The 16,395-nt window shown below is 31.2% G+C and carries 16 protein-coding genes and 3 pseudogenes; 8 read left to right on the top strand and 11 right to left on the bottom strand.

Annotation, left to right across the window (positions count from 1 at the left end):
* The 5 genes and pseudogenes from trpD to trpA all read left to right on the top strand — a co-directional run bounded on the left by trpD (position 1) and on the right by trpA (position 4,368).
* The gene (gene trpD / locus FNIIJ_RS00875; RefSeq protein ID WP_038436334.1) at positions 1–987 is read left to right on the top strand and encodes an anthranilate phosphoribosyltransferase; all 987 of its coding nucleotides are present in this window, start codon (positions 1–3) and stop codon (positions 985–987) included.
* Positions 987–1,774: pseudogene (trpC, locus tag FNIIJ_RS00880) on the top strand (indole-3-glycerol phosphate synthase TrpC). Before trpD ends, trpC begins: the two are co-directional and overlap by 1 nt.
* 6 nt (positions 1,775–1,780) lie before the next feature.
* A complete protein-coding gene (locus FNIIJ_RS00885; RefSeq protein ID WP_038436169.1) occupies positions 1,781–2,401 on the top strand; it encodes a phosphoribosylanthranilate isomerase in 621 nt (206 codons plus the stop codon).
* A complete protein-coding gene (gene trpB, locus FNIIJ_RS00890) occupies positions 2,401–3,591 on the top strand; it encodes a tryptophan synthase subunit beta (protein ID WP_038436170.1) in 1,191 nt (396 codons plus the stop codon). Before FNIIJ_RS00885 ends, trpB begins: the two co-directional genes overlap by 1 nt.
* A gap of 9 nt (positions 3,592–3,600) precedes the next feature.
* Positions 3,601–4,368: a tryptophan synthase subunit alpha gene (gene trpA, locus FNIIJ_RS00895; RefSeq protein WP_038436171.1), complete on the top strand. Its 768-nt coding sequence runs from the start codon at positions 3,601–3,603 to the stop codon at positions 4,366–4,368.
* A gap of 31 nt (positions 4,369–4,399) precedes the next feature.
* On the opposite strand, the gene menA is transcribed toward trpA, so the two are convergent.
* The 7 genes and pseudogenes from menA to FNIIJ_RS00930 form a co-directional block, all read right to left on the bottom strand.
* Positions 4,400–5,290: a 1,4-dihydroxy-2-naphthoate octaprenyltransferase gene (gene menA, locus FNIIJ_RS00900; protein WP_038436172.1), complete on the bottom strand. Its 891-nt coding sequence runs from the start codon at positions 5,288–5,290 to the stop codon at positions 4,400–4,402.
* 119 nt (positions 5,291–5,409) lie between these two features.
* Complete coding sequence (gene menB, locus FNIIJ_RS00905) at positions 5,410–6,198, bottom strand: 1,4-dihydroxy-2-naphthoyl-CoA synthase (protein WP_038436173.1); 789 nt, start codon at positions 6,196–6,198, stop codon at positions 5,410–5,412.
* Positions 6,161–7,428, bottom strand: a pseudogene (locus FNIIJ_RS01635) (glycine--tRNA ligase). Before FNIIJ_RS01635 ends, menB begins: the two are co-directional and overlap by 38 nt.
* A 73-nt stretch (positions 7,429–7,501) precedes the next feature.
* The gene (locus FNIIJ_RS01640; protein ID WP_081823214.1) at positions 7,502–7,675 is read right to left on the bottom strand and encodes a bL9 family ribosomal protein; all 174 of its coding nucleotides are present in this window, start codon (positions 7,673–7,675) and stop codon (positions 7,502–7,504) included.
* A 12-nt stretch (positions 7,676–7,687) separates the two neighbouring features.
* Positions 7,688–7,984 (bottom strand): 30S ribosomal protein S18, encoded by a 297-nt coding sequence (rpsR, locus tag FNIIJ_RS00920; RefSeq protein ID WP_038436175.1) that lies wholly within the window; start codon positions 7,982–7,984, stop codon positions 7,688–7,690.
* Positions 7,959–8,318 carry a 30S ribosomal protein S6 gene (gene rpsF, locus FNIIJ_RS00925; RefSeq protein WP_038436177.1) on the bottom strand — a complete coding sequence of 120 codons (360 nt, stop codon included), beginning with the start codon at positions 8,316–8,318 and terminating at the stop codon, positions 7,959–7,961. The genes rpsR and rpsF overlap by 26 nt, the downstream gene beginning before the upstream one ends.
* Positions 8,319–8,337: 19 nt before the next feature.
* Positions 8,338–9,489 (bottom strand): cysteine desulfurase family protein, encoded by a 1,152-nt coding sequence (locus tag FNIIJ_RS00930; RefSeq protein WP_038436180.1) that lies wholly within the window; start codon positions 9,487–9,489, stop codon positions 8,338–8,340.
* A 47-nt stretch (positions 9,490–9,536) separates the two neighbouring features.
* Between FNIIJ_RS00930 and FNIIJ_RS00935 the strand changes: the two genes are divergently transcribed.
* The 3 genes and pseudogenes from FNIIJ_RS00935 to FNIIJ_RS01645 all read left to right on the top strand — a co-directional run.
* Positions 9,537–10,523, top strand: a complete 987-nt coding sequence (locus FNIIJ_RS00935; protein WP_038436181.1) for a phenylalanine--tRNA ligase subunit alpha — start codon at positions 9,537–9,539, stop codon at positions 10,521–10,523.
* A gap of 17 nt (positions 10,524–10,540) precedes the next feature.
* On the top strand, positions 10,541–11,293 hold the full coding sequence (gene rlmB, locus FNIIJ_RS00940) for a 23S rRNA (guanosine(2251)-2'-O)-methyltransferase RlmB (protein ID WP_038436182.1): 753 nt from the start codon (positions 10,541–10,543) through the stop codon (positions 11,291–11,293).
* 215 nt (positions 11,294–11,508) lie between these two features.
* Positions 11,509–12,128: pseudogene (locus tag FNIIJ_RS01645) on the top strand (alpha-ketoacid dehydrogenase subunit beta); the annotation flags it as partial.
* A gap of 36 nt (positions 12,129–12,164) precedes the next feature.
* On the opposite strand, the gene rpmF reads toward FNIIJ_RS01645, so the two are convergent.
* The 4 genes from rpmF to pnp all read right to left on the bottom strand — a co-directional run bounded on the left by rpmF (position 12,165) and on the right by pnp (position 16,388).
* Positions 12,165–12,368 carry a 50S ribosomal protein L32 gene (rpmF, locus tag FNIIJ_RS00950; RefSeq protein WP_038436184.1) on the bottom strand — a complete coding sequence of 68 codons (204 nt, stop codon included), beginning with the start codon at positions 12,366–12,368 and terminating at the stop codon, positions 12,165–12,167.
* A gap of 105 nt (positions 12,369–12,473) precedes the next feature.
* On the bottom strand, positions 12,474–13,346 hold the full coding sequence (locus FNIIJ_RS00955) for a transcription antitermination protein NusB (protein ID WP_038436186.1): 873 nt from the start codon (positions 13,344–13,346) through the stop codon (positions 12,474–12,476).
* A gap of 20 nt (positions 13,347–13,366) precedes the next feature.
* Positions 13,367–14,248 carry a sigma-70 family RNA polymerase sigma factor gene (locus tag FNIIJ_RS00960; RefSeq protein WP_038436188.1) on the bottom strand — a complete coding sequence of 294 codons (882 nt, stop codon included), beginning with the start codon at positions 14,246–14,248 and terminating at the stop codon, positions 13,367–13,369.
* A 25-nt stretch (positions 14,249–14,273) separates the two neighbouring features.
* Positions 14,274–16,388 carry a polyribonucleotide nucleotidyltransferase gene (gene pnp / locus FNIIJ_RS00965; protein WP_038436190.1) on the bottom strand — a complete coding sequence of 705 codons (2,115 nt, stop codon included), beginning with the start codon at positions 16,386–16,388 and terminating at the stop codon, positions 14,274–14,276.
* Positions 16,389–16,395: the final 7 nt, after the last annotated feature.

Below are 16,395 nucleotides of genomic sequence, written 5' to 3' on the forward strand. Positions count from 1 at the left end.
ATTCCGGATATACTAAACTATCTTTTTGAAGAGAAAATTCTTAATCAGCAAGAGGCAAAATCTCTCATGATTAATATAGCAAATAATAAATTCACTCCTGCTCAAATATCAGCATTAGTAAGTATTTATAACATGAGAACTCCTAAATTGGAGGAAATAAAAGGCTTTTATGAAGCATTGCTTGACTTTCATCTTCATCTAAATTTTAATACAGTTGATGCAATAGATCTTTCTGGAACCGGAGGAGATGGGAAAAATACTTTTAACATTTCCACTTTAGCTGCTTTTATAGTGGCTGGTTCCGGTGGAAAAGTCATAAAACATAGTAATTATAGCGCAACGTCTATTACTGGATCTTCCAATTTGCTAGAATCATTGGGATACAAGTTTACTAATGAAGAAGGACGCTTACAAAAAGAATTGGAAAAATCTGGAATATGTTTCTTACATGCTCCACTATTCCATCCAGTTATGAAAAACGTCTACTGGGTAAGAAGAGAAATAGGGATAATGACTTTCTTCAATATTCTAGGACCTTTGTTAAACCCTAGTGAACCACACTATCAACTATTGGGAGCAAATAATCTAGAAATCGCAAGATTATACTATTATTTTTTTAAAAATGAAAAAAAAAATTATGCGATTATTCATAGTCTAGATGGGTATGATGAGATTTCATTGACTAGTCCATTTAAATGTTACGATTCAAAAGGTGAATCTATTTATACTCCACAAGAATTAGGTCGATTAAAACTTCTTCCTAAAACTATTACAGGAGGTCAAAATCCAGAAGAAAATAAACGTATATTCGTTAGGATCCTTTCTGGAGAAGGAAGTAAAAGCCAAAATGAAGTAGTATTGACAAATGCGGCATTCTCTTTATGTTTACTGAATAACAAAGATTTTAAAAGTAATTATCTGATAGCAAAAGAAAGTTTAGAAAGTCAAAAGGCTAAAAAAGTGTTAGAAACATTATTAAACATTTAATGAACATTTTAGAACAAATTATTACTATAAAACATAAGGAAGTTTCCAGAAATAGGCATCTTGTTACTATAAAAACCCTGGAAAAAAGTCCTTATTTAGAAAGAAATTGTCATTATTTATCTAATAATTTAAAAAAAAAACATCCCAATATTATTGCAGAGTTCAAGCGGAAATCTCCTTATAAGGGGATTATTAATAATCGGGTTTCTGTAAAAGAAGTAGTGAAAGCTTACGAAAATGCGGTAGCTTCTGGAATATCTATATTAACAGATTCTTTTTTTTTTCTGGTAAAAATGAAGATATTACAGAGGCTAGAGAAATCGTTTCTTTACCTCTCTTGTGTAAAGATTTTATAATTGACGAATATCAAATTATTGCTGCGAAATCGCTTGGAACAGATATCATTTTACTAATTGCTGAGGTACTCTCCAAAGAGAAAATACAGTCTTTGACCCATGTCGCTAAAATACTAGGTTTAGAAGTACTTCTGGAAATGCATTCTGAAAACGAATTATACAAAATTAATGAATATATCGATATTATAGGAATCAATAATAGAAATCTTAGCACTTTTTTTGTCGATATACAACGTTCTGTCGAATTATTTAAAATAATACCTAATAATTTTATAACAATCTCAGAAAGTGGTCTATCTGATCCTATTAAAGTGAGTTTTTTAACCCAAATGGGCTTTGCCGGCTTCCTTATTGGTGAAATATTTATGCGTTCTTCTCATCCTGGAAAACAAATGGAAGAGTATATTAAACAAGTTAACCTAAAGACATAACAGATCATGTTTAAAATTAAAGTTTGTGGGTTGAAAGATCCTAGTAATATAATGGAAATTTTTATTCTGAAACCTGATTTTCTAGGATTTATTTTTTACCCTTTCTCTCCTCGATTTATAAAAAAATATTTTCCAATTCCCAATTTCTGCGAAGTAAAAAAAATCGGGGTCTTTGTCAATTCAGATGAAAAATACGTTTTACAAAAAATTGAAAATTATAGATTAGATTTAATTCAACTTCATGGAAATGAAGATGTGAAATTTTGTTATAGTTTATACAGTTTAGACAAAAAAAATATTAAAATTATTAAAGCGTTTAATGTAGATCAAAATTTTTCTTTTGACCAAATTAAAAAATATAGGAATTGTGTTGATTATTTTCTTTTTGATACAAAAACCTCAAAATATGGAGGCAGTGGTAAAAAATTTTTCTGGAAGAAACTTGATGAATATTATTTTGATATTCCCTTTTTTCTAAGTGGAGGTATTACTATAAATGATACTGATGAAATTCTGAAACTTTCACATCCGAAATTATTTTGTCTAGATATTAATAGTCATTTTGAAATTACTCCTGGGTTCAAAAATAGGAATTTAATTAGTAATTTTATAACAAAAATACGTTGATGAATTCTTATTTAGATGATAAGAATGGATTTTATGGCGATTTTGGAGGTACATTTATTCCCGAAATTTTATGGATTAATTTCAAAGAATTAAAAGACTCTTATGAAAGTATAATTTTGGACCCTAGTTTTAACAAAAAATTTGAATCATTGCTTAATAACTATGTAGGACGTCCTACTCCTTTATTTTATTGTAATGAACTTTCTAAAAAATATAAAACTAATATTTATTTAAAACGTGAAGATCTTAATCATACTGGATCACATAAAATTAATAACACAATCGGACAAGCTTTATTTGCAAAACAACTTGGTAAAAAAAAAATTATTGCTGAAACCGGGGCCGGACAACACGGAATTGCTACAGCTACTGTTTGTTCTCTTCTTTCTTTAGAATGTATTATTTTTATGGGTGAAACTGATATTTTACGACAAGCAATTAATGTATCTAAAATGAAAATGTTAGGAGCTAAAATTATTCCTGCTACTACTGGAAATAAAACTCTTAAAGATGCGATTAATGAAGCTTTACGTTATTGGATAAATCATCCTGAATGTTATTATTTAATAGGATCAGTAGTAGGACCACATCCATATCCAAAAATCGTCGCTTATTTTCAATCTATTATAAGTAAAGAAATTAAAAAACAATTACAAGAAAAGAAAGGAATAACACAACCTAATTATATTATTACTTGTATCGGAGGAGGTAGTAATTCAATAGGTGCTTTTTATCATTTTTTAGAGAATGCATCAGTAAAATTAATTGCTGTGGAATCAGCAGGATTAGGAATATATACTAATAAAACAGCAGCTACTACTATTCAAGGATCAAAAGGGGTTATCCATGGAAGTCTTACTTTTGTTATGCAAGATAAATATGGCCAAATTATAGATCCTTATTCAATATCTGCTGGAATGGATTATCCAGGAATAGGTCCCATGCACGCTAATTTATTTCATACACAACGTGTAAAATTTTTTAATGTTACTGATAATGATGTGTTACAAGCAGCTTATGAAATAAGCCAAATTGAAGGAATAATACCAGCGTTAGAAAGTGCTCATGCTTTAGCTATTTTGCCTAAAATTTCTTTTAAAAAAGAAGATATAGTAGTAATTAATCTTTCAGGGAGAGGAGATAAAGATCTAAAAAATTATATTAGACATTTAAATCAATTTTTAAAATAATGAATAATAATGAATATTATAGATCATCTCTTTAAGAAAGGAAAAAACAAATTAAGTATTTATTTTACAGCTGGTTATCCCAAATTAAATAGTACTAAAAAAATTATTCAAATTTTACAACAATCTAAAGTCAATCTGATTGAAATTGGGTTGCCTTATTCAGATCCTATGGCAGATGGTTTAATCATTCAAAAAAGTAATAAAAAAGCTCTTAAAAATGGAATGAATCCTGATCAATTATTTTCTCAACTCCAATTAATACAAAATGAAATTCAAGTTCCATTAATCTTAATGGGGTATTATAATCAATTTTTGAAATTTGGAGAAGAATCTTTTTTAAATTGTTGTAAAAAATCAGGAATATCAGGTCTGATTTTTCCGGATTTACCTCTAGAAATTTATAAAGAAAAATATCAAAAGTTATTTGAGAAATATGAATTATATTTTATTTGTTTAGTAACGTCACAAACTCCAGATAACCGAATTCTTTTGCTTAGTAATATTAGCAAAGGATTTTTATATGTAGTTTCTTCAATATCTACTACAGGTCAAAACAAAGACTTTGAAACAGATCCCCTGATTTTTTTAAATAGGATTAATAATTTGAATTTATCTATTCCTACCCTAGTTGGTTTCGGTATCGCCAACAAGAATTCATTTAATTTGGCTTGTCAATATGCTAACGGAGGGATTATAGGAAGCGCATTTATACAATCTCTAGATGAGAATGACCTCGAAGGAAGTATTCATCGTTTCATAGCATCTATTTTGTATTAAAAATTTCCCCACCTAGAGTTTTTAGCCTAATTTAAACCTGACCTAATCCCATAAACAATGCGTATAAAAAAGTAATTATAGCCATGTTTTTAATCTCTTTATCGAAATTTGTCCTCGAAAATACTTTCTTTATGTTAAAGAAAATTGGAAATAATAAAATTAAAAAGGCCCATCTATAAAATTGGGTCTGCTTATTTAGCATTACAAAAAAACTTCCTAATACAAAAGGAGTTAAAACTAGGAAAATATGATATAGTTTGGCTATCTGAAGTCCTATTTTCACTACAAAAGTATATTTACCATTTTGTCTATCTCCATTTATGTCTCTCATATTATTAAGATTAAGTACTGATGTACTTAAAAGACCTATGGATATAGCCAATAAAAATATATCCCATTCAACCCGATGAGTATATAAAAAATAGCTTCCTAGAACAGAGGTTAGTCCAAAGAATAAAAATACAGATACATCCCCCATTCCCTTGTAACCATAAGCATTTTTTCCAACTGTGTATTTAATAGATGCATATAAACAAGTAAATATCCCTATGATAAAAAATATAGGAGCAATTCCTTTATAATTTTTAAACGAAATCCAAATTAATATTGTAGAAGAAATCAGATAGACGATTGTTATAAATCCGATAGCTTTTTTCATGCATTCTCTTGAAATATAGCCAGACGATATCACCCGGGGTGGACCCATCCGAAAAAAACTATCAGTTCCTTTCACAGCATCTCCGTAATCATTAGAAAAATTAGCTAAAATCTGTAGAAGCAAAGAAGTTATACAAGACATAAAAAATATCCCGACATCATAATGATCTCTGGAGTACGCTATAAGAGCAGACAGTAAAATTCCTGATAAAGCAATAGGTAAAGTATGTACACGAGCAGCATCAACCCAAAATTTAATATACAATGTGGAGAATATTTTTTATAGAGAACATTCGTGCTGTTTTTAATTTTGAATTTTGAATTTTTAATTTTGAATTTTTAATTTTGAATCCAAGGAAAGACAATTCATTTTCTGAATTCTTCCTAACGTTTTTCAAGAAAAGCTTTCTTCCCTTCTTGAGATTCCTCTGTTAAATAATACATTAACGTTGCGTCGCCAGCTAGCTGCATTATACCGTGTTGACCGTCTAGTTCTGCATTTAGACAACGTTTAATCATTCTCAAAGCCATGGGACTGTGCTGTTGAATAATTTTACACCATTCCATAGTAGCCTCTTCAAGATCTTCTTGAGGGACTACTTTATTAACTAGTCCCATATCTAGAGCTTCCTTTGCACTGTATTGCTGGCATAGAAACCAAATTTCTCTTGATTTTTTTTGTCCTACATGACGAGCTAAATAAGAGGATCCAAATCCTCCATCAAAAGAACCGATTTTTGGACCAGTTTGTCCAAAACGGGCATTTTCTGAGGCAATAGTAAGATCACAAACTACATGAAGTACATGTCCCCCTCCTATTGCATAACCGTTAACCATAGCTATAACAGGTTTAGGGAGTTCTCGGATTTTCTTATGTAGATCTAAGACATTAAGACGGGGTACTCCGTCTTCTCCAATGTATCCTCCAATCCCCTTTACTCTTTGATCTCCCCCACTACAAAAAGCTTTTTTCCCTGCACCTGTCAGAATGACTACGTCAATAGTCGAACACTCACGAACTATATCCATAGATTGAATCATTTCATCAATAGTTTCTGGACGAAAAGCATTATGAACTTCTGTCCGATTTATAGTAATTTTAGCAACTCCTTTGCACACTTCAAAGGTTATGTCTTTATACTTGCAAAGAGACTTCCAAACTATGGTTGACATGGATAACAAAATTTAACCCTTGGTTCTTCATGCTTACTTTTTCTTCTAATAACTTATCCAGTTCTTTTATAGATAGACGTTCTTGTTTCATAGTATCTCTGTATCGTACTGTCAAAGTGTTCGTCCTCAAACTTTCATAGTCTATTGTGAAACAGAATGGGGTTCCAATAGCATCTTGACGACGATAACGTTTCCCTATAGATTCTTTATCTTCATAAACTAGAGAATATTTCCATTTCAATTCATCAAAAATTTTTTAAGCTAATTCTGGTAACCCATCTTTTTTTTTGTTTGTTTTGTTGTTTTTTTTTAGCAAGGGTAATATAGCTGCCTTGATAGGAGAAATTGGTTCTGGTAATTTTAACACGAAACGGGAAGTTCCATCTTACAAAATTTCTTTGTGAAGAGAAGAAGAAAATATTACAAGAAACAACCGATCAAGACCTAATGAAGTTTCTATTACATACGGAATGTAACTTTTATTTTTTTCTGCATCAAATCAAAATCAGTACGTGAATGAATACCTTCAATTTCTCTAAATCCAAAAGGAAAACGAAATTCTATATCAGCATAATGTGCTAATTTAGTATGCTTACTCACACGATAGTTCTCCGATGATAATCCTAGCCATCGGATTTCCTTCCAATATTCATACCATTTTATTTCCTCGCCTACTCAAGTTCTCGCGCATTCTAAAAATAAATTGTCTAGCTATAATTTCATTACGAAAAACTTTCGTGTACTTTTTTGCACAGTCATAAAATTTACAAAAACCCCCTGAGCTGTTTCAGGCCGTAAATAAAGTGTAGTAGATTCTTTTGGTGGTTTGAAACATCAAGTTAAATTTCCGTACATCTGTCCAATTTTTTTAGATCATATAAATTATTTGCTTCCATCGCATGGACTATACGTTCTGATATTTTCTTTTTTAAAATTTGTTGCAATTTTTCACAATAATCTTCTAGGAGAACATCTACACGATAACGATATCCACTATCTTTATTTTCAATTAAAAGATCATTAAAAGACTCCACATGTCCTGAAGATTTCCAAGTGATGCCTCCGAATGGAGATTTACCACCAATAATCTTTCAGATTGTTCTTAAGAGCTACTCCATATGGCCCGTAATCGTATATGGCACTTAATCCATCATAAATATGACTTGAAGGAAAAATAAAACCATAAGATTTTGCGTGAGAAACGACAAGTTTTAGGAGACTGACTTTTATTTTTCTATGTTACCCTCCCTTAATATCATATTTCCTGAGATATTCTTCAATAGTATTATTGTTAATAGCTTTCTTATTTTTTCGAACGCTGCTTTAATATCTCCTGGAATTTTTTTTTATTATATTTAGTAGATAATTCAGCATATCCATTAGGGATCAGATAGTTTCTAGCGAACCCAGGCTTTACAACTATTTCTTCATATTTCAACCCAAGATTATCTATATCTTTTTTTAGGATAATTCGCATCTTTATTAAGGTTTATTTCAAATCGTCAGTTATAAAAGGTAGAATCGCTAAATGTCTTGCTCTTTTTATCGCCTTACTGACTTTCCCCTGATACTTAACAGAAGTCCCTGTTATCCTACGTGGTAAAATTTTCCCCTGAGGATTGAGAAATTTTAATAAAAAGTTAGGATTTTTGTAATCTACATGTTTTAGACCGTATCTCTTAAAAAGGCAATATTTCTTACGAGGTTTTTCATAGATTTCTATCGGAGATAGATAACGTATTTCTCCTTCTTTTCCTTGCTTAGCTTGTTTTTCTAGGTTGTCCATTATTGTTTTTTTTATAATATTCAAATGAATGTTGATTCAGCCTTATGATCAGAAAACGGAGCACGCGTTCGTCTCTATTAAAGAAGAGTTCAAGTTCTGATATTATGTTTTTCGATGGTATTTCTCCATCGAGAGAAAATAAAAATAGTTCGTAGTATCCTGTTTTTTTTTTCTTTATCGGATAAGCCAATTTTTTTAGTCCCCAGGATTCGTGTTTCTCTATTACAACCTTATTTTTTTGAAGTAAACTATTAACGTTTTCTATTGTTTCTTCTACCTTCTTTTTTGATAGAACTGGAGTTAATATAAAAACAGTCTCATAATATTTTGACATGAACTATATGTTTAGATCTTTATAATGAATTTGAGGTATTAATACATTCCTTTAAAGCAATAATTAGGGCGTCTATATCCTTCTTTGTATTAGTTCTTCCTAAAGAAATACGTAACGTAGTTTTATTTTTAATATTTTCTTGTTCCGAAATCGTGTGTATAACATGAGACGAGAGTCCAATACCTGATAAACAAGAACTACCTTGTGCTACAGCAATCCCTTTCAGATCTAGACAAAAATGTAACACATCATCTTGGATAGGCAAAGAAATACTTAATATAGTATAAATACTTTGTTGAAGATTATCAGAAAGACCATTGAATTGAACCTCTGGGATAGCCTTTTTCAGCTCAAAAATAGCATATTTTTTCAGATCTTCTATAACCGAGTGTTCTTTATCAAGATATTGCATAGAACATTCTAGAGCTTTAGCCATGGCTACAATCCCATATAAGTTTTCTGTCCCTGCACGTATACCAAGTTCTTGAACTCCTCCATGTATAAAACCTTTTTGTAAGGAACCCTTTCGTATAAAAGCAAAACCTACTCCCAAAGGGCCATAAAATTTATGAGCTCCAGCTGAGGCAAAATCTACTCCAATTTGTTGCATATTTAATTTATAATGACCAATAGTTTGAACTGTATCAGAGTGAAACCAAGCCTTATATTTTTTACATATAGCAGAGACTTTTTTCAATGGTAGAATATTTCCTATTTCATTGTTAGCATGCATTAAGCTTACTAACGTAGTAAAAGAAAAATTTTGTAATCGATTTTCTAGATCCTCAAGATCAACTCTTCCATGAGATTTAAGTTTAACAAATTCTAATATTATCCCCTGATTTTTAAATAATTGAGAAGAGGTCTCCAGAACCGATTTATGTTCAATAGGTGAAGTAATAATCCGTTTAACTTTAAGTTGTTGAATAACAGTTGTTAAAATAAGATTATTCACTTCAGTACCTCCAGAAGTAAAAATAATTTCCGCAGATCGTACATTTAAAAGTTTTGCAATAGTTCTTCTTGAATTTTCTATAGCAAAACGTGCTGATCTTCCCAATTTATGAGAAGAAGAAGGATTCCCAAAAAAAACTTGTAAAGTCTTAGTCATAGTTTTGATAACTTCTGGTCGCATGGGAGTCGTAGCAGCATTATCCAAGTATATATTCAACTATTCAACAATAAATTTCCTATATATGTAAAAATTTTTCTCTATAGATGATTAAAAAAATTGAACAAATCCATTGGGATCTAAAGAAGTTTATTGCTAATGGTCAAGAAGATATAGAAACTTTTAAAGTAAAATATTTGGGTAAAAAAGGAAAGATTACAGAGCTATTTAAAGAGTTCAAAACATTACCATCTAGAGAAAAGAAATATGTAGGGGCAGAACTGAACCGGTTAAAAAACGAGTGTTCCGAAATTATTTTCCAAAATAAATATAAACTCTCAAAAAATGAAGAATCTCTAGAGGATTTAACTAAATCTGGAAAACCCTATATATTTGGAGCACGTCATCCGATTTCTCTAGTAAAAAATAAGATCATAAACATCTTCAATCAAATAGGGTTTACCTCTTATGAAAGTCCAGAAATTGAAGATGATTGGCATAATTTTACTGCTTTAAATATTCCGTATTATCATCCTGCAAGAAATATGCAAGATACATTCTTTATAGAGAAAGATCCTGATATATTACTCCGGACACACACTTCTTCTGTCCAAATTCGTTATATGGAAAAACATAGTCCTCCTATTCGGATTTTATCTTCTGGAAGAGTGTATCGAAATGAAGCGATTTCTCCTAGATCTCACCAGATGTTTCATCAAATAGAAGGTTTGTATGTAGATACAAAAGTTTCTTTTTCCGATTTAAAGCAAATGATTCAATATTTCACTAATTCTCTTTTTGGAAGCTCTAGAATTAGATTACGTCCTTCGTATTTTCCTTTTACCGTGCCTAGTGCTGAAGTAGATGTTTATTGTGAGTTAAAAACTAAAACAGGTTGGTTAGAAATTATGGGTTGCGGAATGGTAAATACCCAAGTGTTCAGAAATGTCGATATTGATCCTGATAAATTTTCAGGATTTGCTTTTGGTATGGGGATTGAACGAATTGCTTTGTTTCTCTATAAAATTGGAGATCTTCGACTTTTTTTTGAAAATGATATTAGATTTTTGAGGCAATTTGAGAGTATTCATTAAAATCGAATAATATTTTTATGGTGATAACCCCTTTCTCAAACTCCATATATGGATTTCACCCATTGATAGAAGCTATCAAATCAGGAAAAATTATATCTAAAATTTTTTTACAAAAAGGATTACTAGGTAACAATTACTATACCTTATATGAATTGATTAAAAAACATAGGATACCCTTCCAAAATGTTTCACTAGAAACACTTAATCGTCTTACAAAGAAAAATCATCAAGGAGTTTTTGCTTTTATTTCTTCTATAGATTTTCATTGTATTGAAAATTTACTGCCTAAAGTTTCTGAATTAGGAAATATTCCGTTATTCCTTGTATTGGATGGCATTACAGATGTCCGAAATTTTGGTGCTATTATTCGGACATCCGAATGTTTTGGTGTCAACGCAATAATTATCCCCTCAAAAGGATCAGCACCAGTAAATTCTGACACTATCAAGACTTCTTCAGGAGCTATTTTTAAAATCCCTATTTGTAAAGAAAATAACCTTCTAAGGTCGTTAATATTTTTGAAAAAATCTGGGTTACACATTATAGCAGCCACAGAAAAAGCCGATACTATTTTTTATGAGGCTAATCTCTCTGTCCCTTTGGCTATTATTTTAGGAAATGAAGAAAAAGGAATTTCCAAATCTTGTTTGTCTATCTCTGATGAGAGATTAAAATTACCAATGTTGGGAACAATTTCTTCATTGAATGTTTCTGTGGTTTGCGGAGTTCTTCTATACGAAATATTGCGTCAACGTGTTGCAAAATTATAACGAAAAATAGGAGCACGCATTTATATATACTTGGACAAATGTAGAAAATTTAGTTAATTTTATAACCGTACATTTTTAACATCAAAACAAATCATACTTCTGAAAGAAATTACTTTTCGTGAGGGAATTGCTGCAGCGAAGAAATGAGAAAAGATCCTAGCATCTATTTAATGGTAGAGCTTGATGAATTCGGGATTTTCTGGTATCTGCTATGCAGACCGATGAGTGGAGGACAATGGAGTATTCCTATTGTATAGGGCCTTACGCAGGTCAATTAGGAGCTACACATTCACAACTGGTATTGTCCTGGATTGAAAGTAGTCATTCCTTCTAATCCTTACGATGCTAAAGGACTATTAAAATCAGCGGTCCTCCAGTGATTTTTATGGAATCTGAACAAATGTACGGGGATAAAATGATGATTCCAGAAGAGGAATATGTCATACCCATAGGGGTAACGGATATTAAAAGAATAGGAAAAGATCTAACGTTAGTTTCGTTCGGGAAAATTCTGAAAGTAGCTTTGTCATCTGCCTCGCTTCTTTCAAAAGAAGGTATTGATATAGAAGTTATTGATTTACGAACTATACGCCCATTAGATTATGAACCAATTGTAAAATCGGTAAAAAAAACTAACAGACTAGTGATTCTTGAAGAATCCTGTCCTTTTGCATCTATTGCCTCTGAAATTGCTTCAAAAAACAATATTTGATTATTTAGATGCTCCTATTATAAAGATCAATGTTCCAGCGCACCTAATCTGATAAATAAATGGGATCCGAATTCAGATAAAGTAATTGAAGTGATAAAAAATCTTTTATCCTGCAGAAGCTAAAGATGTGTATGATCTCATGAGATGGAACCCTCCAATTTATTTCTTCACAAGTGTTTTTAACATTAGTTCTACAACTACTTTCCCTCTATAGTAAAGCTTATTATTGTTCCAATAAGCACGATGATTTAAGTGTGTTTTTCCTGTCGTAGAACAATAAGTAAGCTGAGGTAACATCGCTTTGCAATGAGTTCTCCTTTTATTCCTCCTGGATTTAGATTGTCTTCTTTTAGGATTAGGCATACTTGTTTTTTTTTAAATTTTGGACATTGAAAGGAATACAACAACATACTTCATGTACTCCAGCGTAAGGTTAAACCAACTTGAAGACAGGAAGGTACGTAATGTTTATTTTTTTTTATCATTTAATATTTTGAATAATTTATTTATCATCCCATTGACAAATATTCGACTTTTTTCAGTTGAATACATTTTTGTAATTTCTATATATTCGTTCATTGTTACTCGTGGTGGGATACTTGGGAAATGGAGAAATTCGCAGATAGACATTTGCAAAATAATCAAATCTAAAATGGCTATTCTTTCAAGGTTCCAATTTTTAGAAGTTTGACGAATCAATGTATTGAATTCATTTTTGTATCTAAAAGTTTTATGAAAAAGCTTATGTACAAAATATTTGTTCTCTCTATAGAGATTGTAGAGATGAAAGTTATTAGGTGTGCTTGGGTTTATAAATTTTAACGTCTTATATACCATTATATTAGCTGGATATAAATCATCAACCCATGTGATGTAGTCTTCTTCTAAACATTCATAAAGTTTATCATGATTAGCGAAATTTTCTTCATAATAATGCAAAATAAAATTTTGATCTTCTTCAAACGAACTTTTGACAGTTGAACAATAATCGTGATAAAGTGGAAGTGTATATAATTCTTTAAAAAGAATCAATAAATAATCGTCATAATTATTCCAACTCAGTTGCTTATTATCATTAATATATTGGCATAGTTTCTTATTCTTTGAAAGAATGATTAACAGCTTATTATAAGCTAATTTATCTCCTGGGAATCTTTTTTTTTCAGATCTAAATTTTTCATGTAATCCTAGAAGAAGACTAAGTAAATATATGTATAGATCAAAAATTTTTTCTATACTATGAAACATATTGTATTCGACGATTTTAGTATCTTCATTTGATATGTGTTGGGCGTACAAAAATTGCATTACTTTAGTTCTAAAATTATTTCTTCCCAACATTGATTAATAATTATTTGACGTCATCTGATAACCGTTAACTGGTCAAGATAGGATTGGAGAATGTTTATTTGTGAGCTATGACGAAGTTTTCTACATGCCTTATCTTTTATCTGTCTCACTCTCTCTCTAGTAAGGTCATGTTCTTTTCCTATTTCCTCTAGAGTCCTAGGAGGGTGACCATCTAGCCCGAAACATTTTTTAGTAATCTCGCGTTCACGTGGCGTGAGATCATTCATTAAACTTACAATATCAATTCGTAAAGATTCTTGAATAAGATGTTCATCCGGAAACGGGGATTCATTGGAATGAATTATATCATATAAATTATAGTCTTCCCCTTCGGATAAAGGGGCATCCATAGAAACAGATCTGACAGAATTTTTTATAGATTCTTTTACATCGTCTTCATGGATATCAAGTACTTCTCCAATTTCTCTAGTTGAGGGTAAACGTTCATACTTTTGTTCTAACTGTGCTAAAGTTTTATTAATCTTGCTGATTAATGCACATTTATTCATAGGCAAACGCACCAGACGTGAACATTCAGCAATAGCTTGCATAATAGATTGACGACACCACCATACAGCATAAGAGATGAATTTAAATCCTTTCGTAGGGTCGAATCTCTTAGCAGCCTTTATAAGGCCCAAATTTCCCTCATTGATAAGATCTCCTAAACTTAGTCCTTGATTTTGATACTGTTTACTTACAGATACCACAAATCGTAAATTTGCCTTCACAAGTTTATTAAGAGCTACTTCATCTCCTTTTTGAATACGCAGTGCTAATTTTACCTCTTCTTCAGGAGTAAGTAAAGATTCTTTTCCTATTTCATGTAAATACTTATCAAGAGAAGGCATTTCCCGATTAGTTACTTGCTTAGTAATTTTAAGTTGTCTCATAATATTATCGTGTCAGTATACTATTTTATTTTCTACCTTTAGGTAAAAGAACTTTTCTAGAAATTCTAATTTTTCCATTACTATCATCAATTCCCATGAGTTTTACCTGTATTTGATCTCCTATTTTTAGAACATCTTCGACTTTATCCAATCGCTCCCAATTAATCTCCGATATGTTAAGGAGATATTCTTTACCAGGAATTATCTCTACAAAAGCCCCGAATTTTTTAATTGATTTAACCTTAGCATCGTATATACCCTTTCTTTTTGGAACAAAAGAAATCGCTTTAATTCTTTGTACCGCTTTAGAAATTTTGTCTTGATGCTTTCCAACAATTTCTACAAATCCAATTTTTCCTTTTTCTTCTATAGAAATTACAGTATTAGTTTCGTCCTGAATTTCTTGAATAATTTTTCCCCCTGTACCAATAACTGATCCTATAAACTCTTTAGGAATTTCTAAAACAGATATCTTAGGAGCATGGGGTTTTATAGATTTTCTGGGGAGAGATAATGTTTTTAGCATTTCATTTAAAATATATATACGTCCTTCATAGGCTTGTTTTAGAGCTTTTTCAAGAATTTTGAAAGAAATCCCTTCTTCTATTTTAATATCCATTTGACAAGCAGTAATTCCTTTTGCCGTACCAGCTACTTTAAGATCCATATCCCCAATATGATCCTCTTCACCTAAAATATCGTAAAGTATTACTTCTTTACCATGCTCTATTATTAATCCAATAGAAATCCCTGAAACAGGTAGTTTAATAGGTATTCCGGCGTCCATAAGAGCAAGGGTTCCTGCACAAATAGTCGCCATAGAAGAGGATCCATTAGATTCAAAAATCTCAGATACCATACGAATAGTGTAAGGATTTCCTGAAGGAATAACATTTTTTAGGGCCCTTTGCGCCAAATTTCCATGTCCTATTTCACGACGTGATATTCCTCGTATAGTTCGTACATCTCCAGTAGAAAAAGGAGGAAAATTATAATGGATGTAAAATTTTTCTTTTTCAAGGGCATTATCTATACGGTTGGCATCACCCGATGATCCAAGTGTTACGGTAGTTAACGATTGAGTCTCTCCGCGAGAGAATATCGCAGAACCATGCACGCTAGGAAGATAGTCTACCCAGCATTGTATAGGTCTAATTTCTTTTGAAGAACGTCCATCTATGCGATGATTTTCAGATAGTACCAACGTCCGTATAACTTTTCTCTTTATTTCTTCGTAATAATAATGTGCTAAACTTTCCTTTTCTTTCCACATTTTTTCTGTAAAGTGCAACTTTACTTCATTGAATATTTTCCTGTATTTTTCAATAAGTTGTTTCTTATCATAAGAATATTTTGAAGCTTTATATGTTTTATCATAAGTTATCTTATGAATTTTCTCATCAAGTTCTTTATCCTGTACTTCATAAAATCTTTTAGTCCTAAATTTTTCTAGTTTATAGGCTAGACGTATCTGTGCATTTACCTGATCTTTTATAACTTCCTGTGCAAAAGCAATCGCGGATAATATTTCTTTTTCTGATATTTCTTTCATCTCCCCTTCTATCATAATAAGGGCTTCTTTAGAAGCTCCAACAATCAGATCGATCTCATATTTTAAAATTTCTTCTATATTGGGATGAATAATGAATTTTTTATTCCAACGGACAATGCTGACCTCGGAAATAGGTCCGTTAAAGGGTATATCCGAAACCGCTAATGCTGAAGAAGCTGCTAATCCTGCTAATCCATCTGGGAAGACTGAGTTATCATAAGAAAGCAGTGAAATCATAATCTGGATTTCAGCATGTAATTTTTTGGGAAAAAAAGGTCTTAATACACGATCTACAATCCTAGTGATTAAAATTTCTCTATACGTCGTACGCCCTTCTCTCTTGAAAAAGACCCCAGGAATTTTACCGGTCGCATAATATTTTTCTTTATAGTCTACAGTAAGAAGTAAAAAACCTGGATTTTTCTTTATAGTTTCTTTGGAAGCTACAACAGTAGCCAAAATCATAGTATTTCCCATTTTTACAACAACGGAACCATCAGACTGTTTAGCTAGAAACACCGTTTCTATATGAATCCTCCTACCGTCTGTTATAGATATTTTTTCTGAAATAATACTTGATTTTTTCATCTAAAAT

Source organism: Candidatus Walczuchella monophlebidarum (assembly GCF_000709555.1).
Classification (GTDB): domain Bacteria; phylum Bacteroidota; class Bacteroidia; order Flavobacteriales; family Blattabacteriaceae; genus Walczuchella; species Walczuchella monophlebidarum.